The sequence below is a fragment of the Streptomyces sp. NA02950 genome (assembly GCF_013364155.1).
In the GTDB taxonomy this organism is placed as follows: Bacteria; Actinomycetota; Actinomycetes; order Streptomycetales; family Streptomycetaceae; genus Streptomyces.
In genome coordinates this window covers 7,633,623-7,653,127 of sequence record NZ_CP054916.1, presented here as the reverse complement: position 1 = coordinate 7,653,127, position 19,505 = coordinate 7,633,623, and the positions used below count along the sequence as shown (strand labels likewise).

Sequence of the window (19,505 nt, the reverse complement as noted above, 5' to 3'; positions counted from 1 at the left end):
AGGACGATACGCAGAGCCTCGACGCTCGACTCGGGCTCCTGCTCGCCGCGTGCCTGGATGTAGTCACCGACGAGGCGGTCGAGGAAGGCGCCGGTCATGGGGCCTTCGCTGCCGCTTGTCTGGCGCATGGTTTCCAGGGCGGCGAAGCCGCCGATCAGCGTGGCGAACTCGGTGGCCCGGTCGGGGTTTCCGTCGATGCCGGGCCCGAACGCCTGACGCATCGCGCGGAACCAGCGCAGGACACGCTCGCGCCGGTCGGAGAGGAAGGGGTCCAGTCCGTACTGCTGTGCCACCAGATCCACATCGGTGTCGGTGGGCTCGGGAAGGAACCTCTCCCATCCGTTCGGATCGTCGGCGTTGTCCTTGAGCAGCAGGATACGTGCCGGTTTCCCGCCCTCCGGCCCCTTCACCGAGTAGTTGCCGAGCGGGGCACAGGCAGCGCGCCTGGCGTGGTTGGCGGCCTGCTGCGCCACGGGGACGGTCTGGAGACGGTCGGCGCCGCGGGGCAGCGAGCCGGCTCCGTTGAGCAGCAGCACGACGGAGGCCGTCTCGCTGAGGCCGGCCGCGCTCATACGCCGGTGGAGGTAGCCCGCGTACTCGTCGCCGCTCAGCTCGAGCGGTGAGCCGTCGAGGTAGTGGAGGGTGACCACATCTGCCGTACCGCCGGGGACGGCGAAGTACGCCTCGTTCCATGGCACGTTCTTCAGCTCGCCGTGCTGTTCCTTGGTGGCCTGGTCGTATTCGGCGTAGCGCTTGATGGCGGGCAGCCTGCGGTAGGCGCCTTCCTCCCGCGCCCATGCGGCCGGCGCGGCCGACACCCGCCCAGCTCCGGCCGTGCCGTCGTCCCGGACGAGGGTGTAGGTGAGCAGCTCCCGGTCCGGTACGAGGCTGCCGTCGAGGGTGCGTACGGCACCGTCGGCGGGCGGTGGCAGGTGAGCGGGGGTATGGATCCACCGGCCGGCAGGCTGGTTCTCGGCGGTCTGCCGGTACAGACGCACCCTGTCCCTGCCGACATCGGGGAGGAGGGCCACGTCGTCGCCGAAGGACCATACGCCCCCCTTGCCGGTCCGGTGCGCGAGTGTGCGGGGGAGGTTCAGGCCCAGCGCCCCGGCGCGCTTGATGACCAGGACGATGGGGGTGTTGGGCGGAGCGGACGCCAGGGCTGGGTCGTGGGTGATCAGTTCGGCGAATTCCGCTATCCCGACGCGTATGGGTGTGCCGTCGGGTGTGCGGACCACGACATGCTCGGCGCTGCCGTCGGCCACCACCACGTACGGCTCCGCATCGCCCCAGGGCGCCACCTCGACGGACGAGGTGATGGTGCGTTTGCCCTCCCTGTCCGTGACGCGATGTCCGACTGTCCCCGTATCGATCTCGGAGATCGGCTGACCGCTGAAGTTGCGGCCCAGGCCCTTGTTGAAGGTGCGTCCTTGCGCACTCGACAACACGCCCAGGGTCTGCAGGTGCAGTGCGGCGATCGCGGCCAGACTGTCTGCGCGGCCGACTCCGACCGCACCGGCCACCAGCTCGACCAGCTGATTCCAAGCGGTGGCGTCCATGGGTTGCCGGTCGCTTCTGTGCAGCAGCATGCGGCCTAGTACGTCAAGATCGAAGGGGCCCTTGCTCAAGTGCGGGTCGGCCAGGCGCAGAGTCTCCAGACGCTCGATGACCTGCTGCTCCACAGCAGTCCCGGAAGGCTGTGCGGCATCCGCTGTGCTGACCTCCGGCCACGTGGTGAAGTCCGAGCCGGGATCATGGACCGCGGAGGGCTGAGGAGCGTCGGTGCCGTCGGGCGAGACGGCCTGCGGAAGGGACGTTTCGATCCCGGCCCCGGATGACTCCGGGTCGGAAGCCTGCGGGTCAGAAGCCTGCGCGTCGGAAGCCTGTGGATCGGAGCTGGGTGGCAGCCCGGGAGCTTGTTCCGGCGAGTCAGAGCCATCAGAGTCAACGGCCTCCGGCCCGTCCATGGCTGCAGCCGGTAGTTCCGCCGGAGCTTCGGGCACCGGGAGTTCCACCGCCTCGGCCGGCTGCGACAACTCCACCGGAACGTCAGCCGCAGGAAGTTCCGCCGGAGCTTCGGGCACCGGGAGTTCCACCGCCTCGGCCGGCTGCGACAACTCCACCGGAACGTCAGCCGCAGGAAGTTCCGCCGGAGCTTCGGGCACCGGGAGTTCCGCCGCCTCGGCCGGCTGCGACAACTCCACCGGAACGTCAGCCGCAGGAAGCTGCACCGCCACGTGCTCGGGAAGGGGGGCCCCGAGGAAGACGTCACCCAGCCGCTGCTGATCCGACAGGGTCCTCAGTGCCGCCAAGACCTGCCGGCTATCGCGCCCGTTCAACAGCAGGCGCAGTCGCTGAAGGGGGGTGAGGGCCAGACCGTCCGTATCGAGCAGCCCACCGCGGAGTCCGGCCTGGATCTCCCGATCGGGATCCACCGCGAAGCCGACCCGATCCAGGTCCGCCAACGATGCCGTGCCCGGCCCCGCCCACAATCCGCCCAGCAGTCCCGAATCCGCCACCACCTGCGCATGCCACTCGGTGAGACGCCCATCAAGCCACGCCACGAACTCCGCCTCGGCCTGCGACCACGGAGCACTCGCCGCAGCGGGCGCGTCGCTGTGAGGGAAGGGGCCGGACGCCGGCTCCTCGGTGACCGTGTCCGAGCCCGGCACCTCCGCCGGAAGCTGCGTCTCCCCCATGTCGTGCGCGGGCGACGCCCCTGGAGGAGCCGACACAGCAGTTGCGGATGGGAGGTGCACCGGACCGCGCTGGTCATCGATGTCGATGGTGACCTGCCGGCCACTCCTCTCGTCAGCGGCATCCCACCGCACCAGGTGAAGCGCCTTGATCTTGCTCTCGAGATCTTCGGCGGACACCGATCCGTAGCTGTCCTCCTGACGCTCGGCCAGGATTCTGTCCAACCGGATCAACAGCGCAGCACGGACCGCCTTCGCCCGCTGCAATGCGAGCGGTGCGGCCAGCGCCGGCAGGGGCACCCGCCGGTTTCCACGCCCGGTGATCTTCAACCGCGGAAGCGGGAAGCCACGCCCGGTGATCGTCACCTGCGGAAGCGGGAGACCATTGCGCAGGTTCCACAACGCCGTCGAGGCCAAGGACTCAGCCACAGAGTCGACCTTGAACATCGCGTCCCGGGAGACCGTCTTCTCCCCGTCGGCGAAGTCGATCCGCTCAGTCGCGGAGCGGTGGCCTGCCAGGGCCACCATGGTCAGCGGGTTGGTCAGCGATGCCAGTCCCCGCTGGTCGTGGATGGTCTCGCCCGCACGCTGCCCGTACATCCGCAACTGCCACTGGTCCTCGGCCCGTGGCAAGGGAGCCTGCTTGCTCATCTTCAGACGCGCATGGCGGTACGCCTGGTCAAAGGCGTCCTTGGCGGCCCGCCACGCCTCCGACCCCGCCTGCTGCCCGTCCAGTTCCTCCTGAGCCGCCTGCACCCGGTTCAGCGCCTCGACCAGGTCGAGCCGCTCCCGCAGAAGCTTCAGCTCGGCTTCCGCGCTCCGGCCGTCCTGCTCCAGCTCGGTGATCCGTCCCCGCAGCGCGCTCTCGGCCTGTGCCAGGGGAAGGTCGCCGGACACATCGATCGCCGTGCGCACCGCGGTGTCCTTGGCATGCCTACGCGTGAAGTTCTCCAGCGTCAGCTGCCATTTCCCGTCCTCACTGGCCATCACCACCGGGGCGAAGTGATGCGCCAAACGCGACCGCTTTCCGGTCTCATCCGGCCGCGCGTAATTCACCGCAATCGCGGGCTCGCCGTTCTCATCGGGGTGGTGCACCGACTGGACCACATACGCCTCACCCGGCTGCGCCCAGGCGGACTCGTTCAGACCGCTCGATGCACTCGCGTGCTGTCCCCTTGCCCGGGCATCCCCCTGCGCGTCCGGACTGAGCATCCGCCCGTATCGCTCACCCGGCAGCGGTCCGCCTACCCCGCCGACCAACCGGTCATCCTGGCGCACCTGCTCAGCAGCCCATATGGGCCCCAACGAGGCGATGGACACGGTGCCCTCAGCCACATCCGCCAGCGCCTGTGCGAGATGGTGCGTGCCGGTCACCTCCCCGGTGCCCGCAGCGTTCACCGGCGCCGTGGACACCTCGCCCGAAGGCCCACGGAAAACAGCGTGCGTGATCTTCTCCCCCAGAACGGACTCCGCGACGTCCCGAGCACCTCCCTCCGGCGCCCTGCCCGAGATGAACTCCGGCCGCACCGCCCACAAGATCGTGTCGTCGTCCCCCAGCTGGATGAACACGTCGGTGTCGCGGACCAGCCGGACATCACTGCCCGCCTCCGCCAGCAACCGCGACGCCTCCTTGATCACATTCAACGTCGCATACGCCTCCTGGGTGTTCCCCACCGGCACCGCCAACGTCCGGTCGCCGGACACCTGGAGCACCGGGCTCTCGGCGTACTCCACACCCTGTGTCGGCCACACCACCGACACACTCTGAGAAGCACCCTCGAAAAGCGGTCCCGACGGGCGTACCACCATCGGCCCCATCAAACGGTGCAACCGCCGCTGCCGCCGGTCCTGATAGGCCCTCAAATCCCGCAGACGATAATCCGTTGTCAGGATGGGGCCATTGCTGGATGCGTCCCGTATGTCCTCCACCACCGGCACCGCGGACATATCCCGGTCACCAAGCGCGAACGGAATGGGCACCGTGGGATCCCGGACCACCTCGGGCAGTCCCGGGCCACCGGCGTACTCCTCGATGACGCTCAGCTCACTCGTGGGATAAGTGGTCCCCCACGGCCCGGCGGGCCCATCCAGAGCAGCCGGATCAAGGGAATCGGCGGTGACGGCCAGAACGTACTGCCCCGAACCCGCCGGATGCTCCAGCAGCGCAAACCTGCCCGCGGTCGACCAGACCATCGCTCCCGACCGGTCACTGATACCGGCCGCCTCCGGCGAGAGAGCACTCACATGCGAGACAGCCAAGACGATCGGGGCATCCCAAGGCCGCTCAGGATCCTCGGACACCACCAATGCCAGCTCTTCAACCGAATGCAGCCGAAGCCGCGTCCCGCCGACCACGGCGACGAAGAACTGCCGGCCCTCGTCATCCTCCTCACGATCCACCATCACCACATGAACACGCTGCCCGGCATCCACCCACGGCGCCGCACCGGGCACCAGGCTGCCATCGGCACCGACCACACCGACCACATCGGCGTTGAGACCAGCAACCGGCCTGCCACTCCAGTTGCGCCCCGTGACAGAACTGCCCTCACCAGCAAGAGACGTCCCGGCGCCATACAGCCCAGAGGTCTGCTGCAGCTCAAGCGCACCCAACTCCGCCAGACCCTGCGCCAACCGCTCGCGCAGCGCCTTCGCGGTCAACTCGATGAGCTCCCGGCGCTCGCCACTCCCCACCGGACCCATATGCTCACGATGCAGCACACTGGCCGCTACGAGATCCAACTCCCGCCGCGTCCACGGCAGCCGCCGCCCCGCAGCGACCCCCCGCACAGGCTCCCGCCCACGCGCAGCATCCGCCGTCCACGCCCGCAGCACCATCAGCGCCTGGGTCAACTCCGCATGCCGCGGCTCCGCAACCGACAGCTCCGGAAAGGCATCAGCCACCAGATCAGCCGCCCACGCACGACGCACCTGGACAGCTCGATCGCCCCGCAGCAATGACTCCTCGACACCCGACGACGCACCGACACCGAACAGACGTGAACCGCGGTCCGAAACGGGGGCGGTCGGCGGGGGCGGGGAGAGGGCCTCGCGTTCGGCGGGCAGCTGCGGCGCGGACGGGGTGACGGTCTCGTCCTGCGGAGCCTGGGTCTCGACAGCCCTGTGCGGCGGCTCGGGGGCGGCGGGCGCGGGCTCGTGGGCCTGCGGCTGGTGGGTCTTCTCCACCTGGTCCCAAAAGGCCCGGTTGGTCCCGCCGAGCAGCCGCGGGCGCTGCCTGAGGGACCTCTCCTGCAGCTCGGCCAGCCTCGCGGCGATGCTGTCGGCGGTGAGCCCGTGCGAGCTGAGGAAGTGGTCCTCGGCCTGGGCAAGGACGTGCTTCGCGGCGTCGAGGTCCGTCTGGAGCCGCTGCTCGACCGCCGCGGCGTCCGACGGGCCGTCCGGACGGGTCCGGAATGCGTCGAGTTCCGCCTGCGCCGCGGTGACGTCTCGCCTGGCCCGCATGACGTCGGCCCAGTCGTCCCTGCGTGCCCTGAGGGTCGCGGGGGTGTCGCCATCGACGCGGAAGGCCTCGGTCCTGGCGGCCTCCTCGCGCTTCCAGATGTCGGTCATGCTCTCGGTGGCGCGGCTGGTGACCCCTGGCCCGAACGCCCGGGTGAGCACAGCAGCCCGATCCACCGACCCGCTCCCGGAATCAAGAAGGTCGTCCGTCGGTTCGGGGGAGGGCGTGCTGTGGTCGGATGTGGGGTCGGCTGAAGATTCGGTCTCCGGGTCGTGGATCTCGGTCCTGCCACCGGGGTAGGTGATGACCCAGCGGCCCGCTTCGCCGTTGGGACCATACCGCAGGTGGATCTGCCCGCCCTCGAGGTTGGCTCCATAGAGCGGATGCAGGACCGTCAGGCCCGTGGCATCGGCGACACGGCGTGCGGCCATCTCGTCGGCGGGCCCGTCGCCGCAGTACAGCATCACGATGACCGTGCCAGGAGCCAGCCCCGCCAGACTCGGCCGCGACAGCGCCCAGTCCGTGACCTCGGGACCGCTGATCGTCCGGACTCCACCGCCGGCCAACGGCACCTTGATGGAGGCCGTGCGGCCGTGCCCGGCCAGGGTGGACCGGGGACGGTCCGCAAGCGGCATCTTCCGCACGGTGCTGATCTCGGCCCCGTCAGGAGTCCTGCGCCACTCCCGGTACACGGTCGCCTGGCTCGCCTGCTCCAGCGCGGGACGCCGGCGCGCGAACTCGCTCGAGGAGAACGACGCCTCGCCGAGCCGCTTGTTGTCCGTACCCGTGATCTCGTGCGCCAGGATCTGCTGATGCCACGCGCTGTCCAGAGACCTGGCCGGCGGCGTCGGCAGCCCCAGACGGGAGTCCGGATCGCTGATCAGGCCCGCCATCGCCAGACGGCGGGCCGACCGCAGACCCATACGGACCACTACCGGCTCGACCAGCGGCACCTCCGCCGTGCCCCGGGCCGGCTTCTGAACCCCCAGCGCATACCTGATGCGGTCGCGCAGGCTTGGCTCCAGCCGCAGATCCACATCGAAGCTCACCAGGACCGACGCGTCGCGCATCTTGCCGGCCGGCGAGTACGTCCAAGCCGTCGAGGAGTCCGCCCCGGCCCCGTGGCCGATCTTCCGCTCGCCGGTCACCGGCAGATCGCCAAGGTCCTGCTGCCGGTACCGCAGCCAGCCGCCACTCACCGTCGGCGGGCCTCCCGCCTCGCTGGAAGCGACGGAGGTGGACGCCGAGGTCTGGGTCAGCCGGGGAGCCCCCGCTGTGTTCCCAGCGGTCCACTCGAAGTCCATCCGGTCACCGACGCCCAGGACCTGCCCACCGGCGAACCGGGCACTGACCTCGATGTCCAGGTCCTCACCACCCAGCAGCGCCGAGACGAACTCGTTCGGCAACCGCCCGCCCACCGCGGCCAGCATCGGCAGCGCCGAGACCAGCCACTCGTGGGACAGCCCCTGCTCGCGTACCCGCGCCGACTGCTCCGTGGTGTGGAATTTCCGCGACGCGCCCAGACCTTCCGTCAGCCCCTGCAGCGCCGCCCACACCGCCGGCGTCCCCTGGAAGGGGTTGACCTGTGCCTCCGGCGGCAGTGGTGTGCCCTGCGCACGCCACTGCGGCGACGACTGCGCCTGCGCCATGGAACGCCAGCCGACGGGCGGCAGAGCACGCCCCGGGCCCAGACGCGCCAGGGCCCGCAGATCCGACTCCAGCATCCGGAACACAAAGAACCGGTCGTCCGGCTTGCCCCGGGGAGCCTCAAGCCGCACCGTGGCGAACGGAGCACCGCCCAACGGCTCGCCCGGACGGTACAGGTCCAGCCGCGCTGTCACCGGGAACCGCGTCTTCACGGCGAGGGCATCGGCCGACGTGGCGACCTCCACCTTGAACTTGTGCTTCCAGGCACGCGCAAACGACACCGAGTCCGCTGATTCAGCCGATGACACAGGCGCTGGAGCCACGGCTCCCTTCTTGTCATCGGTGAAGCCGAAGACCGGCAAAAACGCCACACTGGTCGAACGCGCGGTGGCGAAGCCCTTGGACTCCTGACGGGTGAACGACGTACTGGTGCCGTACCTCATGTGGCGCCGCTCAGTGGGACGGCTGTCGAAGGTGCCCGCACCGCGCGTCACGGCGAAACGCACCACGTACTCGGCTTCGCCGTTTTCGCCATAGAGCACGACGGGGGACCCGCCGTCCATCGCACTGCCGATCAGCCCCTGGCTGCCCACCGGACCGAGCAATGCCATAAGCCGCTGGGTGTTGCGATGGCGGTCCTTGACCACATGCTTCGGCAACACCTCCGCAGCCAGCTTCTCACCGTCCAGCTCCCGCAGCCGCGTCCGCAGCGCGTCCAGCAACCGCGTGAAATCAGGTGCGTGCTCAATCGTTCCGAGCCCCGGCGGACCCGCGCCCTCCATGCGCAGCCCGGCGGCCGGGTCCGAAACAGCCGGAACGGGGGCGGGCGCGGGTACCTCGCCCCGCACGACCGCGCCCGTGTCCGTGTCCGTGTCCGCGACCGCATCTGTGACCTGGCCCGCGGCCGAGTCCGTGGCCTGGACCGTGTCCTCCTCCGTGTCCGGCAGTTCCTCGATCCGGGGCACGCCGGGGGGCAGGGAGGGGGCGGCCGTCGACACGGTGGAGGGGGACAGATGCGCGTCCAGCTCCGGCCCGAGACCCAGCGCCCGCACCTGCTCCTCGCTCAGCCAGGCCATGCTCCCTCGCGGTATGCGCCGTCCGCCACGCGCGACACCCGGCGTCTTACCGCGGACGGAGACCTCTGCCACCATCAGTACGTCAAGGTCACCCTGGATGAGCACCATCCGGTCCTTCAGCGCGGAGACCGACGTGCGCTCCACCGTTCCCGAGACCGCGTACGAGGACCCCTTGGTCCAACCCCAGCTGCGCCCCAGAGTGGGCCCGCCGAGCAGCCACCACTGCGCAGCGGCATCACCGGCGCCCGCGATCATCAGCGACGTCGACACCGACACCCCGCCACCGCGGGCGCTGGCCGCCTGACGCCCCCCGGCGAAGGCCGAATCCACCCCCGGGCCCGACGTCACATGGATGATCTTGGGGTTCACCGCGCGGAACCTGGCACCCACGGCGCCCTTGAGTCCGTTCCAGCGGCGGTCATAACGCAGCTGGTCCGCCAGCCACATGCCGTTGGTGCCCACCTTGAAACCAGCGGTCACCGCGGCCTGATTGAACGTGTCCTCGATCCGCTCCCGCGGGTCAAGACCTCGGGTGGCCAACGCGGCATCGCCCCCGCCCGCGGCCTGCTCGAGCAGTTCCAACGCCAAGTCCTGCGCCGTCTCGCCGACACTCAGCTTCTGCAGCAGAAGCCAGTCGGTGACGTTGCGCTCCTCCTGTGGTGGCGCCGCCCAGTTCTGGTCGTACAGCGACGTGGTTCCCGTCACGGCCGGGATGTCGATCGGCACCGGCTCCCCGACCGGCTCCAGCCGAGCGCGCTGCTCCGGGGTCAACGTCACAGAAGTCGGCTCCATGAACATCACCGGCGCGTCCGGCACGGTCAGCGGAGCAACGCCCTTGCCCCGGCGCCGACCGGTCCCCGCGATCGTAGTGACCTCGATGTCGTCCGGCTCCCGATCAGGACTCGCGACCGTGGAATCATGCGGCTTCGCCTCGCCGTTGGCGATCGTGGCCACCGGGGGCGTGTGCCGGCCCGGGCGGAGACTGGGGAGCAGCGCGCGCACCCATTTCCTGGTCCGCTTGACGGAGGTGAGCTCAATGTCCCAGACCAGGTTCCCGTCGAAGGCGCTGGTCGAGGAGTCCACCTGGTGCAGAACACCGGTCAGGTTCCCGGCACTCGGCCCGCCCTGCGCCTCGCGGACACTGGAACCACCGACACTCGCGGCACCGATGACATAGAACTTGCCGGGAATCGGCTTCACACTGAACCGGCCCCGCAGGCCGCCACCCTGGCTACTGCCCGCCCCGTCCTGCGCGCCGGCCTCCATCCCGGAGCCCTGCAGCACCGCCCAGCCATCGACGTCACCCCGGTAATCAACCCCCCGGTCGGCCGCCTTGACCCGGATCGTGACAACCTCTTTGGTGAAGAAGCGCTTCCGCCGCAACCGGACCTTGACACCAGAAGTCAGCAGCTCGTCCTTGCGAGTCTGCAGATTCCCCGGCGACAGCTCGGTCGTCAATGCTCGGTAATTCGCCTGCTGCGTGGCCTCGTCGGACCGGGAGGTGCGCCACGCCGGCTTCCTCTTTCCCTCGCCAAAAGACGGCAGGAACCCGGCCAGCCGGGAATCGGATCCGAACAACTTCGTCAGTGAGGACAGCAACGGCGCCGTGTCCAGCCCCGTCATCTTGGCAGACTGACCCGTCACGCCCGCAGACAGCGTCCGCTCAACACCAGGGGTTTTCTTGAACATCGGACCCGGCCGTGCGCCTTCCGGCAGCGGCAGCCCCAGCTCGTTGGCCTCCTCCTCGCGCAACGAGAACCAGCTCTTCACCATCGTGTGAGACGGCGCCTGACGACTGCTGTCGACCCCGGCCTCCCCCGGGCCAGTGCCCTCCGTCTCGACCCGTACCCACGCCTGGTAGCCCACGTGGTGCCCCTCGATCTCCGCCCCGGTCTGGGTCGAGACCGAGGAGGACACCGAGGTCGCGTTCTTCCACCCGGATTCCGCAGCGGGTGTCAGGAACGCACGCCCCCGTGGCCCGCCCTTCATGGCCCCGAACCCAGCGCCGGGTCCCAGCGCCACGGAGCCGCCGTGCCGCCGCTCCGCCTTCGAGGCATGGCTGATACCGGCATCCCAGAAATCGACCACCGTCACCGGCGCAGGCTTCTCCCCTCGCCGACCGCGCGCGCTCTCCTTCCCGGTCACGTCCGCGGCCCGCGTCCCGGCAGCACTGCCGGTAAAGGGCATCGGAGCCAGAGCGGTGATCGTCGCGCGCCGGCGGAATCCACCAATCGACTCGCCATGAGCACTGGCCATGGTTTCCGAGGGCACCCAGCCCGCCAGCATCCCGGGCAGCTCCCGGATGAAGTTGGCCTCGGTCACCGCGTCCAAGAGCACCGACCGCCCCGGTGCCTCAGGGGCAACCAGCGAGGGATGGACCTGTTTCCGGATGGCTTCGAACAGGCCACCGCCTCGGTGCGGCCGCCCCAGATCGGCACCATGAGGTGCGAACGACTGGGCATGGGCGATACGACGCCCCAACTCCTCATTCACGGTCATGTACGGACCGGGCCGCCGAGTGGCCTTGTCCGGCACAAGCTCCTGCACCGGAACCCGTTGCACGGCGCTGCTCTCCCCGCTGAGGAGCCGCGAGGCCTGCACGCCGCTCTTGCTCACCCGCAGGGTGATAACGAGCTTACGAGGAACATCAACAGTCCCCCTGTCGCCGATCACCTGTTTGATCCGCGTTCCGCTCTGTTCCCTGCTCGCCGTCAGAGCCCGCTGGCGTACGCCTACGTTGACCGCATAGGCGAAGCCCGCCAAAATGCCCGGTTTAGGCGTCGGGAACAACACCTGGCCCGCGTGATTGATCGCATAGCCGCGCTGCTCGGACGACGCGGTAGAAGTCCCTCTGGTTGCCGAACGCGTCACCGACGTCTGCGATCCCGCGCCCTCGGGGGCACCCAGCAGATCAATCCGCGGCCGCCGCTCGTCCGCATGACGACCGATCGCGACCGTGACGTCGTACCAGCCGTCCCTGCCCCTGACCTGGAAGGGACGGCCGTGGCGAAGGAAACTCTCCGGATCCCTCCGCAGCGCTTCCACGATCTCCCCGGGAGAACCCCCAGAGGTCAGGGCACGAATCTGCTCGTCAGCCCAATCAATTGACGTCAGATCATGCATGGTCGCCGAGCCCGAGGACTGCAGCGTCTCCAGATGCCGAGGCAGCCTCCATGGGCCGGAGCGCCGCACGGCGGACGGCAGCAAGGACACCTGTCCCGCGTCGACGACAGCCGGCCCCGGCAGCGGCGTGATGTCGGCGAGGTCAGGTTCCGTCACGGTGATGTGCGGAATCTGCGAGGCGGAGGTGTCCGCGGCGGTGCCCGGGGTGGCAGCGCCGTCGGTGGTGTGCGTGTCCTGCGAGTCGGCCGTGCCGCTGCCCTGAGGCGCGACGCCGGACAGGGACCGTACCGGCTCCCAGACATCGGCGCCCATCACAGGGAGCACGGCGAGAGTCGCAGCCGCCTCGGTCTCCGAATCACCCAGATCGTTTGCCGGATCCGGGTAGGGCGTCGCGTCCCCAGGCGTGGGGCCGGCGACGGGTGTGCTCCCGGCTGGGCCGGCCGAATCGGCCTGCCCGGCCCTCACGGACTGGCTGAAGGCGGCGAAGGTGCCTCCCACGGCCTGGGCGCTTACCTGTGCAGCGGGCAAGGCGGAGTTCGTTGGCGGTGGCGGGACCGGGAGCGGGGCGGCCCCCGGGTTCAGGGAATCGACAGGCGCTGCGGACTGCCAGTGCGCGGCGGTCGGGTTCGGCACCTGAGCCGTGGCGACCAAGCCGAGGACGGGGTAGCCATTCGGGCCAGATGTCTGCACGACGTCGGTGCCGGCGCTGGTGAACCACACCTTGCGGCCGAGCCGCTGGGCCAGACGCTGCGCCAGGGATGGGTTGATGACCCCCAGCTCCGATACGGCCAGCACTACGTCCTTGGTGAGGTCATGCTGCTCCAGCTCCGCATCGTCCGCCACCAGCTCCACGAACTCACCGCCGGGCACCGTGTAGGTAACACCGTGCAGGGTCACCGACAGCATGCCGGGCTGCCCCGCCACCCGGGATGCCCTCAAGAGATAGGGAGCAGGCTTGTTGCCTGCGTCTTCGTTCTTCCCCGACCACGGTGCCGCTTCCAGCCCGCCCGGCAGAGCGATCTCCGACATCTCCAGCGTCCCGGGCCGCGGTCCGGAGGAGAAATCACGCCCGGCCGGCTCGGGTGACAGACGGTGCTTGACCTGGGTCGCGGAGCCGTAGGCCCCGTGCGTCGTCAGATAGAAGGCGGCCAGCACATCGGGGTTGGCGACGTCACGGCCACGGGCGAAGCCGGTGACGGACACCAGGACCGAGCGCTTACGCGCATCGTTGTCCACCGCGGCGGGATCCATGTGCAGCACCCGAGCGGTCAGCGCGTCCCGGTCCGCGGTCCTCCCCCACATCTCGTAGGCCTTCACCGACGCCCAGAACACCCGGGACCGCTCCGCCTCCCCCACCTGGTCAAGACCCGACAGCATCAGCATGTCGACGGCGTGCTGATCCAGCGTGCTCGTGCCCGCCGCGCGCAGGGTCTGTGCGGTGAACGCCACCTCGGGCAGGGTCACGAACTGGCTCAGGGGCCAACCGGGCCGGGCCGTGCGCGCGTCCTGGAACACGTCTCGGTACGCCGCGCGAGTCGGCTCGCTCTGCCCCTGCGGCAACCGTGCCTTCACGACCCTCTGCAGCAGGTCCAACGTAAACGGACCCAGCCCGGCGAAAGCCGGATCGGATCGCCACATCCGCTCCAGAGCCGCGATCCCCCGCAGCAGATCCGCATATCCCGGATCCTGAGCGACCTCAACGCCATCATCCACCTCATTACCCAAGACCAGCTTCAGCGCCCGCACCAAAGCCAGCGTCCGCTCCCGCACCTGAGCCAGCGTCCGCTCCCGCACCGCCTCCGGCGCCGAATCCACGGCCGCGTACAACCCCGCCACACGCGCCCGCCGGTCCAGCTCTTCCACCGTCGGCTCCGGGAAAAACACCCCATACGGCACCCGACGCCCCTGAGCATCGGTATCTGCCAACCGCCTCCATCGGCCTCTATGCCGCCCCAGCCCTACGGGCCGTATGTGAGCGCGTGTCCTACGGCGTGTGGCGTTCGCAAAGTGCTGCCCGACCGAAACATCCCGGAGCGGGTCGGCAACGAACACTCCAGGGGATGCCTCGCTGGCGAAAGACGCAGGCACGGCATCGCCCTTGGGCGAGCCGGACCAGCAGATCACCAGGTCCAGCCAGTGGTGCCGGGGCCGCCCGGACAGACTCCGCCGCCGCTTGACCCATTCTGCCGCCTCGTGAGCCGGCGCCACCCTGTCACTACCGTCCCGCATCGCGAACACGACATAGCCCGGGTAGCCGTGCATGACCAGGTAGTACGCCTCCGCGTCCGGCTCCGGCAGTTCCTCGGTAAATACAATGCGTCTTGTGGCGGTATTGAGATGCCCAATCTTCTTCATCTCGTCGAGACGGCTGAAGGCTTCATATCTCACACCCAGTTCGGGACCGGAGTGCGAGCTTCGGCCGATCTGCTCCGCAGTCGTCATACTGACAATGGCCTTGGTCAGCACATCGCGGAACCATCCAGGAGCGTCATCATCCGGATCGGGCGCCATGCCGGGCTCGCTGCGAACGAAATCCCCCGCCTCCCCATCCTGGCCCACAATCTGACGGATCGAGACCATCTGGCTCCCGGCCGTCGGAATCCACGCACGCCCGGTCGGCGCCCACACAACCCGCCCAAGCCGCTCGGCCAGCTTCCGCGGCAACTCCAGATACCCGTCCCCGGCAAAAGGAATGGCCAGCACCACCGGCACATCCTGCCCAGCCAGCTCAGGATTGTGCGCCATCAGCTCAACAAACTCATCGATCCCCAGATCCCGCCACGAACCATCCGGCCACGGGACCCCCACCCAGTCATGCCCCCCATGAGCCCCCACCACATAGGCCCCGCGCGGCCACTTCGCCGCCACCCGGCTGCGCTGTCCCTTGCCGTCCTTGTACTCCTCCAGCTCGACGAGGACAGTGTCCAGCTCAACAGTGAGTTGCGGCCCCCAGTTCAGGCCACGGACGGGCTTGCCCCTGACCGTGAAACGACGCGAACGGCCCGCGTCGAACACACCCTGCTGCTGCACATGGAACGCGGCCAACGCAGCCACACTCCCCGCACGCCCCTCCGCCCACGCATCCCGCACCAGATCGAACAGCTCACCCCGCACCCCCTCATCCACCACCGCACCATCAGCCAGATGCAGCACACGCCGCGCCACCACATCCACATCCACCGAGCCACCCAGACTCGGATCACTACCCCCCAGCCTCGCCAGCACCTCCGACGGCGACGGCACACCACTCGCCGAACCACCCGCCGCCTCCAGCGGCTGCGGACTGTTCCAATCCGCCGCGTCCGGCTCCGCCTCCGGCCCCACCTCATCGATGTCGGTGTCGGCGTCGCTCTCCGTGTCGACGTCGCTGTCCAGGTCCTGTGCCTGGTCGACGCCGTGGATGCCGAGCGGTTCGGGGAACTGCCCGATCGGCTCGCCCTCGACGACCCGCAGGTGCAGATAACGGCGTCCGTCCGCGGTCTGCTCCCAGGAGCGGTGGACCACATCCAGCTCCGCCCGGTCCGGATACCGCGCCTCACGCCGCTCCGGGTCGACTGCCACGAAAGACACATCACGCGCCGAGGAGTTCTCCACCTCCACCAGCACCGGGAACCCCCCCTCACCCGGACCCGAGTCGGACAGGCCCGCACGGGCAACGCCCTCGTCCAGGCTCGCCGTCGCGAAGCCCGGGACCGTGAGACTCTGCACGTCCTGCGCCCCGTCAGGCAGCCGACCCGCCCACCACACGGTCGAGCTGACCGGCGGCAGGGCACGGAGGGCCTCCGCCGCCATACCGAGGTGCTGCGGGATGCGGTCCAGCGCGTCCTCGACGGCGCCTTCGAGCTCTCGGTGCAGGTCCTCGCGTACGTCGTCCCACCAGCCCTCGTCGGGCTGCGTATGCGTTGCCGCCGCCACGGGGGTGACCAGGTCGCGGAAGCCCTCGTGGCCCATCAGCAGCAACGGGAAGGCGGGCTTGCCGGTCGCCCTGAGCCCGTCCACCCCCTGGTCGACGGATTCCTGTGCCGCCGTGAGCAGCAGGTCCGCGTCCTGCCGGGTGTCGAAGAGCGCGCGGTCGCGCGGGCTGGTGAGGAGATGGAGCGCGGTCAGATGCCCGGGGGTCAGCGCGTCCAGCGGCGAGGCGCCGCCGTGCCGGGCCGACCACGCCACGAAGGCCGTCCGCCGCTCCGCGGGCACAGCGGCCGCACCACCGCGGGCCATGTCCACGAGATCACCCGGCACGGCCACACCGCCGGTCACCTCAGCGGTCAGCCAGTCGTTGCGCAGCGCGTACAGCTCCTGGTACGGAGTCTGCCGCCGACCCCGACCCACCGCGGGCAACTCCGCAAACGCCCACGCGTACAGATGCGCCGCGTCACCGAGGGATACCGCGGTCTCCACGGGCGACTTCAGGACGGGCATGGAGCCGAGCAGCGATTCGAACAGGCTGTCGGCGAGCTCGCTCAGCAGCCAGCTGAACAGGGCCTTGCGTGCCGCGGGCATCGAGGCGGCAGGCACCTTGTCGCCATGGGCGGTGAGGAACGCCGTGGCGGTATCGAGCCGGTCGGCATTGAGGCTCAGTCCTCGTACCTCGCTGAGCACGCGGAACTTGTCGCTCTGCGGGTCCACGCCCGAGTTCTGGAGGGACATGCCGTCGAAGACCGCGGCGTTGACCGCGGCGTCGACGAGGACGCTGGTGGCTGTCCTCTCGGGATACTGGGCCGCCTGGTCGGGCAGCCAGATATCGATCATCTCCCGCGCCGCCCGGCGAACCTCGGGATCCGCGGCCAGATCCTCGCCCAGCGCCCGCTCATACGCCTCGCCCAGCGCGGGCCAGAGCGGATCCCGGTAGAACGCGCGGAACCCGTCGGCGTACGGCGCGTACACCCGGGCAGCAGCCCGCCGTGCAGCCACCGGCCGGGGACGCGACCGGAACTCGACAAACCGCGGCTTTGCCCCACCCGGCTCCGGTTGGAGCACGATCGCGACGGCGCCTCCGTATCGGCCGAGTTGCGTAACGGTCGTGGGCGCATGGGCGGGGTGGTCACTGGCGTCTGTGAAGTCCTGTCCGGCCGGGTCGCCGCCGAGGACGTCGGCTCCTGCCCTGCACGCGTGGAGCACGATGCGGGTGTCCGCCGGCAGGCCGCCGTCCCGCAGCACGTTCTTGAGGTGCCATCCCCACTCCGTGCCGCTCACCGCGCGGGTCCCGTACCGGGAGATCACCTGGAAACCTTGGGGTGAGCCGTGCGATTCCACCGCGACGGTGTTGGTGCTCCATTCGACGGGCTCCCACTCCAGATCCCTGGCCTCGTTCCCCGATGCGGCGTCTTTCTTGTGGACCCAGTAGTCGATCTCGTCCCAACCCCTCATCAGCTCGATGTTCGCGCGCCAGTCGTAGAGGGACTCGCTGCAGAACGCCACGGTGCGGCCGCGGCCGTCAACGGGCCAGGTCAGGATCTCCGGTGCCCAGGAGGCGTCTTGCTGCCCGGTCTCCTTGAGCACTACGTGCCGGTACGTCGTCCCGGTCGCACTGTCGTAGCGCGTGGCGGTCGATTCGATGCGGAACGAGCTCGCCTGCGGGAAGCGCACCGTCCTCTCTCCCGCTCTCCGCGACAGCGGAGAGACATCCCGGCCGCTGGAGCGGTCCACCGACCACACAACGGCCCGTTGTCCCGCGGGTCCGGCAGGAACCGGACCCAGCCCCGCCAGCGCACCAGCGGTACTGGTCGTCGCCTGGTGGAACTGCGGCAGCCCGAACTCCGCCCCCACCGCCGGCAGATCGGCCTCCCACGTCGCCCATGCCACCGGATGCGGGACCCTCGGCAGCATCATCAGGGCTTCCGCCGCCATCTGCCGATGTCCCGTCAGCTCACCCCTCGCCCCCTCAGCAAGGTCCGCCGCCAGGTCCCTCAGCACCGCGGCCTCCGCGTCACTGCCCGCGAACGACTCCAGCAGACCACTGAAATCCGCATCGCGCAGGAACAACAGCGGAAGATGCGCTCTCGGCGACTGTTCTCCCAGGGCCCGCTGCACAAGGCCCGCGGCGGCGTCCCTCAATCGCGCCGTAGCCCCCGCGTCGTCCGCCGTGAACGCCGCGTCCAGCAGCCCCGCGTCCGCACCACTCGCCAGTGAAATGGCCTGGATGTACGCGTCATTGAGATTCCGGGTCAGCAGTGCGGGCGAGCCATGGCGCAGCACCCAGTCCGCCAGCGCGGCACGACGCTCCCGCCGGTCCTCCAGAACACGGTCCTCCAGTGCGCCGGTGTCGGCCTCCGGCCAGAGTGTCTCCCGGATACCGTGGACGACGATGCTGCCTTCGGCCAGGCCATGGAACCAGCCACGGTGGCGCTCGGCGTACGCGCGGTGATGCGGGAGCCTCAGATCGGCACGGACGGTCCCGGACTCCAGGACCTGCCCGACCTCCGGGGCGGCGTGCGCTCGGCGGTGGGGGTCGAGCACGCTGAGAGCCCAGGCGTACAGCTGCGACGCGTCCGCCGTCGTCATGTCCGGCTCAGGCCCGTGCCGGACACCCGCCGCATGCGAACCCTGCACCACCTCGGCAAGAGTGAACATGGGCAATCCGGCGAGCAGCACCTCCCGGAACAGCAGCGGATCGGCGCCGGGCAGGTTCAGCGAGGCGTACGCCCGCAGCAGCCACCGCACGGTCGCGACCGCTTCCGGCCGTGCCCGGATACCGCGGGCAGCGCCGGCCGCATGGCCTGCGTGCGGGGGCACCACGGGGGGCGACTGCAGGGGCACATCGTGCGGGTTCGTTGCCGGATCGTCGCGCCACATGTCGCTCAGCGTGGAACCCGAGGTGCTCCGGAAGGCCGCCATGCTGAACATGGAGACCGCCATGGCCGGCCCGATGCCCGTGTCGCGATCGCCTGTCCACGCCAGGATCCGGGAGCGCAGACCACGCCAATCCATGCCGGTGCCCGACGAATTGAAGGCACGCACGGCGGCCTCTTGGCCGAAGTGCCCCTCCAGAACACCCAGGAGCCCGCGCACGGAGCCCTTCGCCGCGCGGACCACATGGGGATCGGCGGCCAAGACCTTACGCAGCGCCCCCTCGAACCGGTCAGCGGCCTGCTGCCAGGAGGGATCCGCGTACAGATCGGGGAACCGCGCCCCCTCCGGCTGCTGCGGACTGTTCCAGTCAGCCGCGTCCGGCTCCGCCTCCGGCCCCACCTCGTCCACCGACGGAGCCTCCACCGTCGGCAGCTCCGCCGCGGCGGCGGCCGGTGCGCCCTCCGACGACGTTCGTGACGGGCCGTGCGCGGAAGGCTCCGACACCATCGGGGCCTGCCGCAGGATGACGGGCGTTTGCAGGTCACCCAGCCAGGAGGTCGGCTCTCTGCCCGCGGCAGCCGGGGTGTCGAAGTCCAGCAGGGCCAGTGCGCCCGGCGGCACATCGGCGATTCTTACGCCACCGGGTTCCAGACTCCGATCGGTGACGGTGCGGACCCTGGGGGCAAGGTCCGCCCGGTCCGCGATGAACCGGAG

At 69.7% G+C, this 19,505-nt stretch carries 1 protein-coding gene (only partly in view); it reads right to left on the bottom strand.

Every position in this 19,505-nt window falls within one protein-coding gene, locus HUT19_RS33435, for a lonely Cys domain-containing protein, read on the bottom strand. The gene is 50,904 nt long; 19,189 of those nucleotides lie to the left of the window and 12,210 to its right, leaving coding positions 12,211-31,715 in view — codons 4,071 (complete) to 10,572 (partial); reading right to left, the first codon wholly in view occupies nucleotides 19,503-19,505. The start codon and the stop codon both lie outside this window.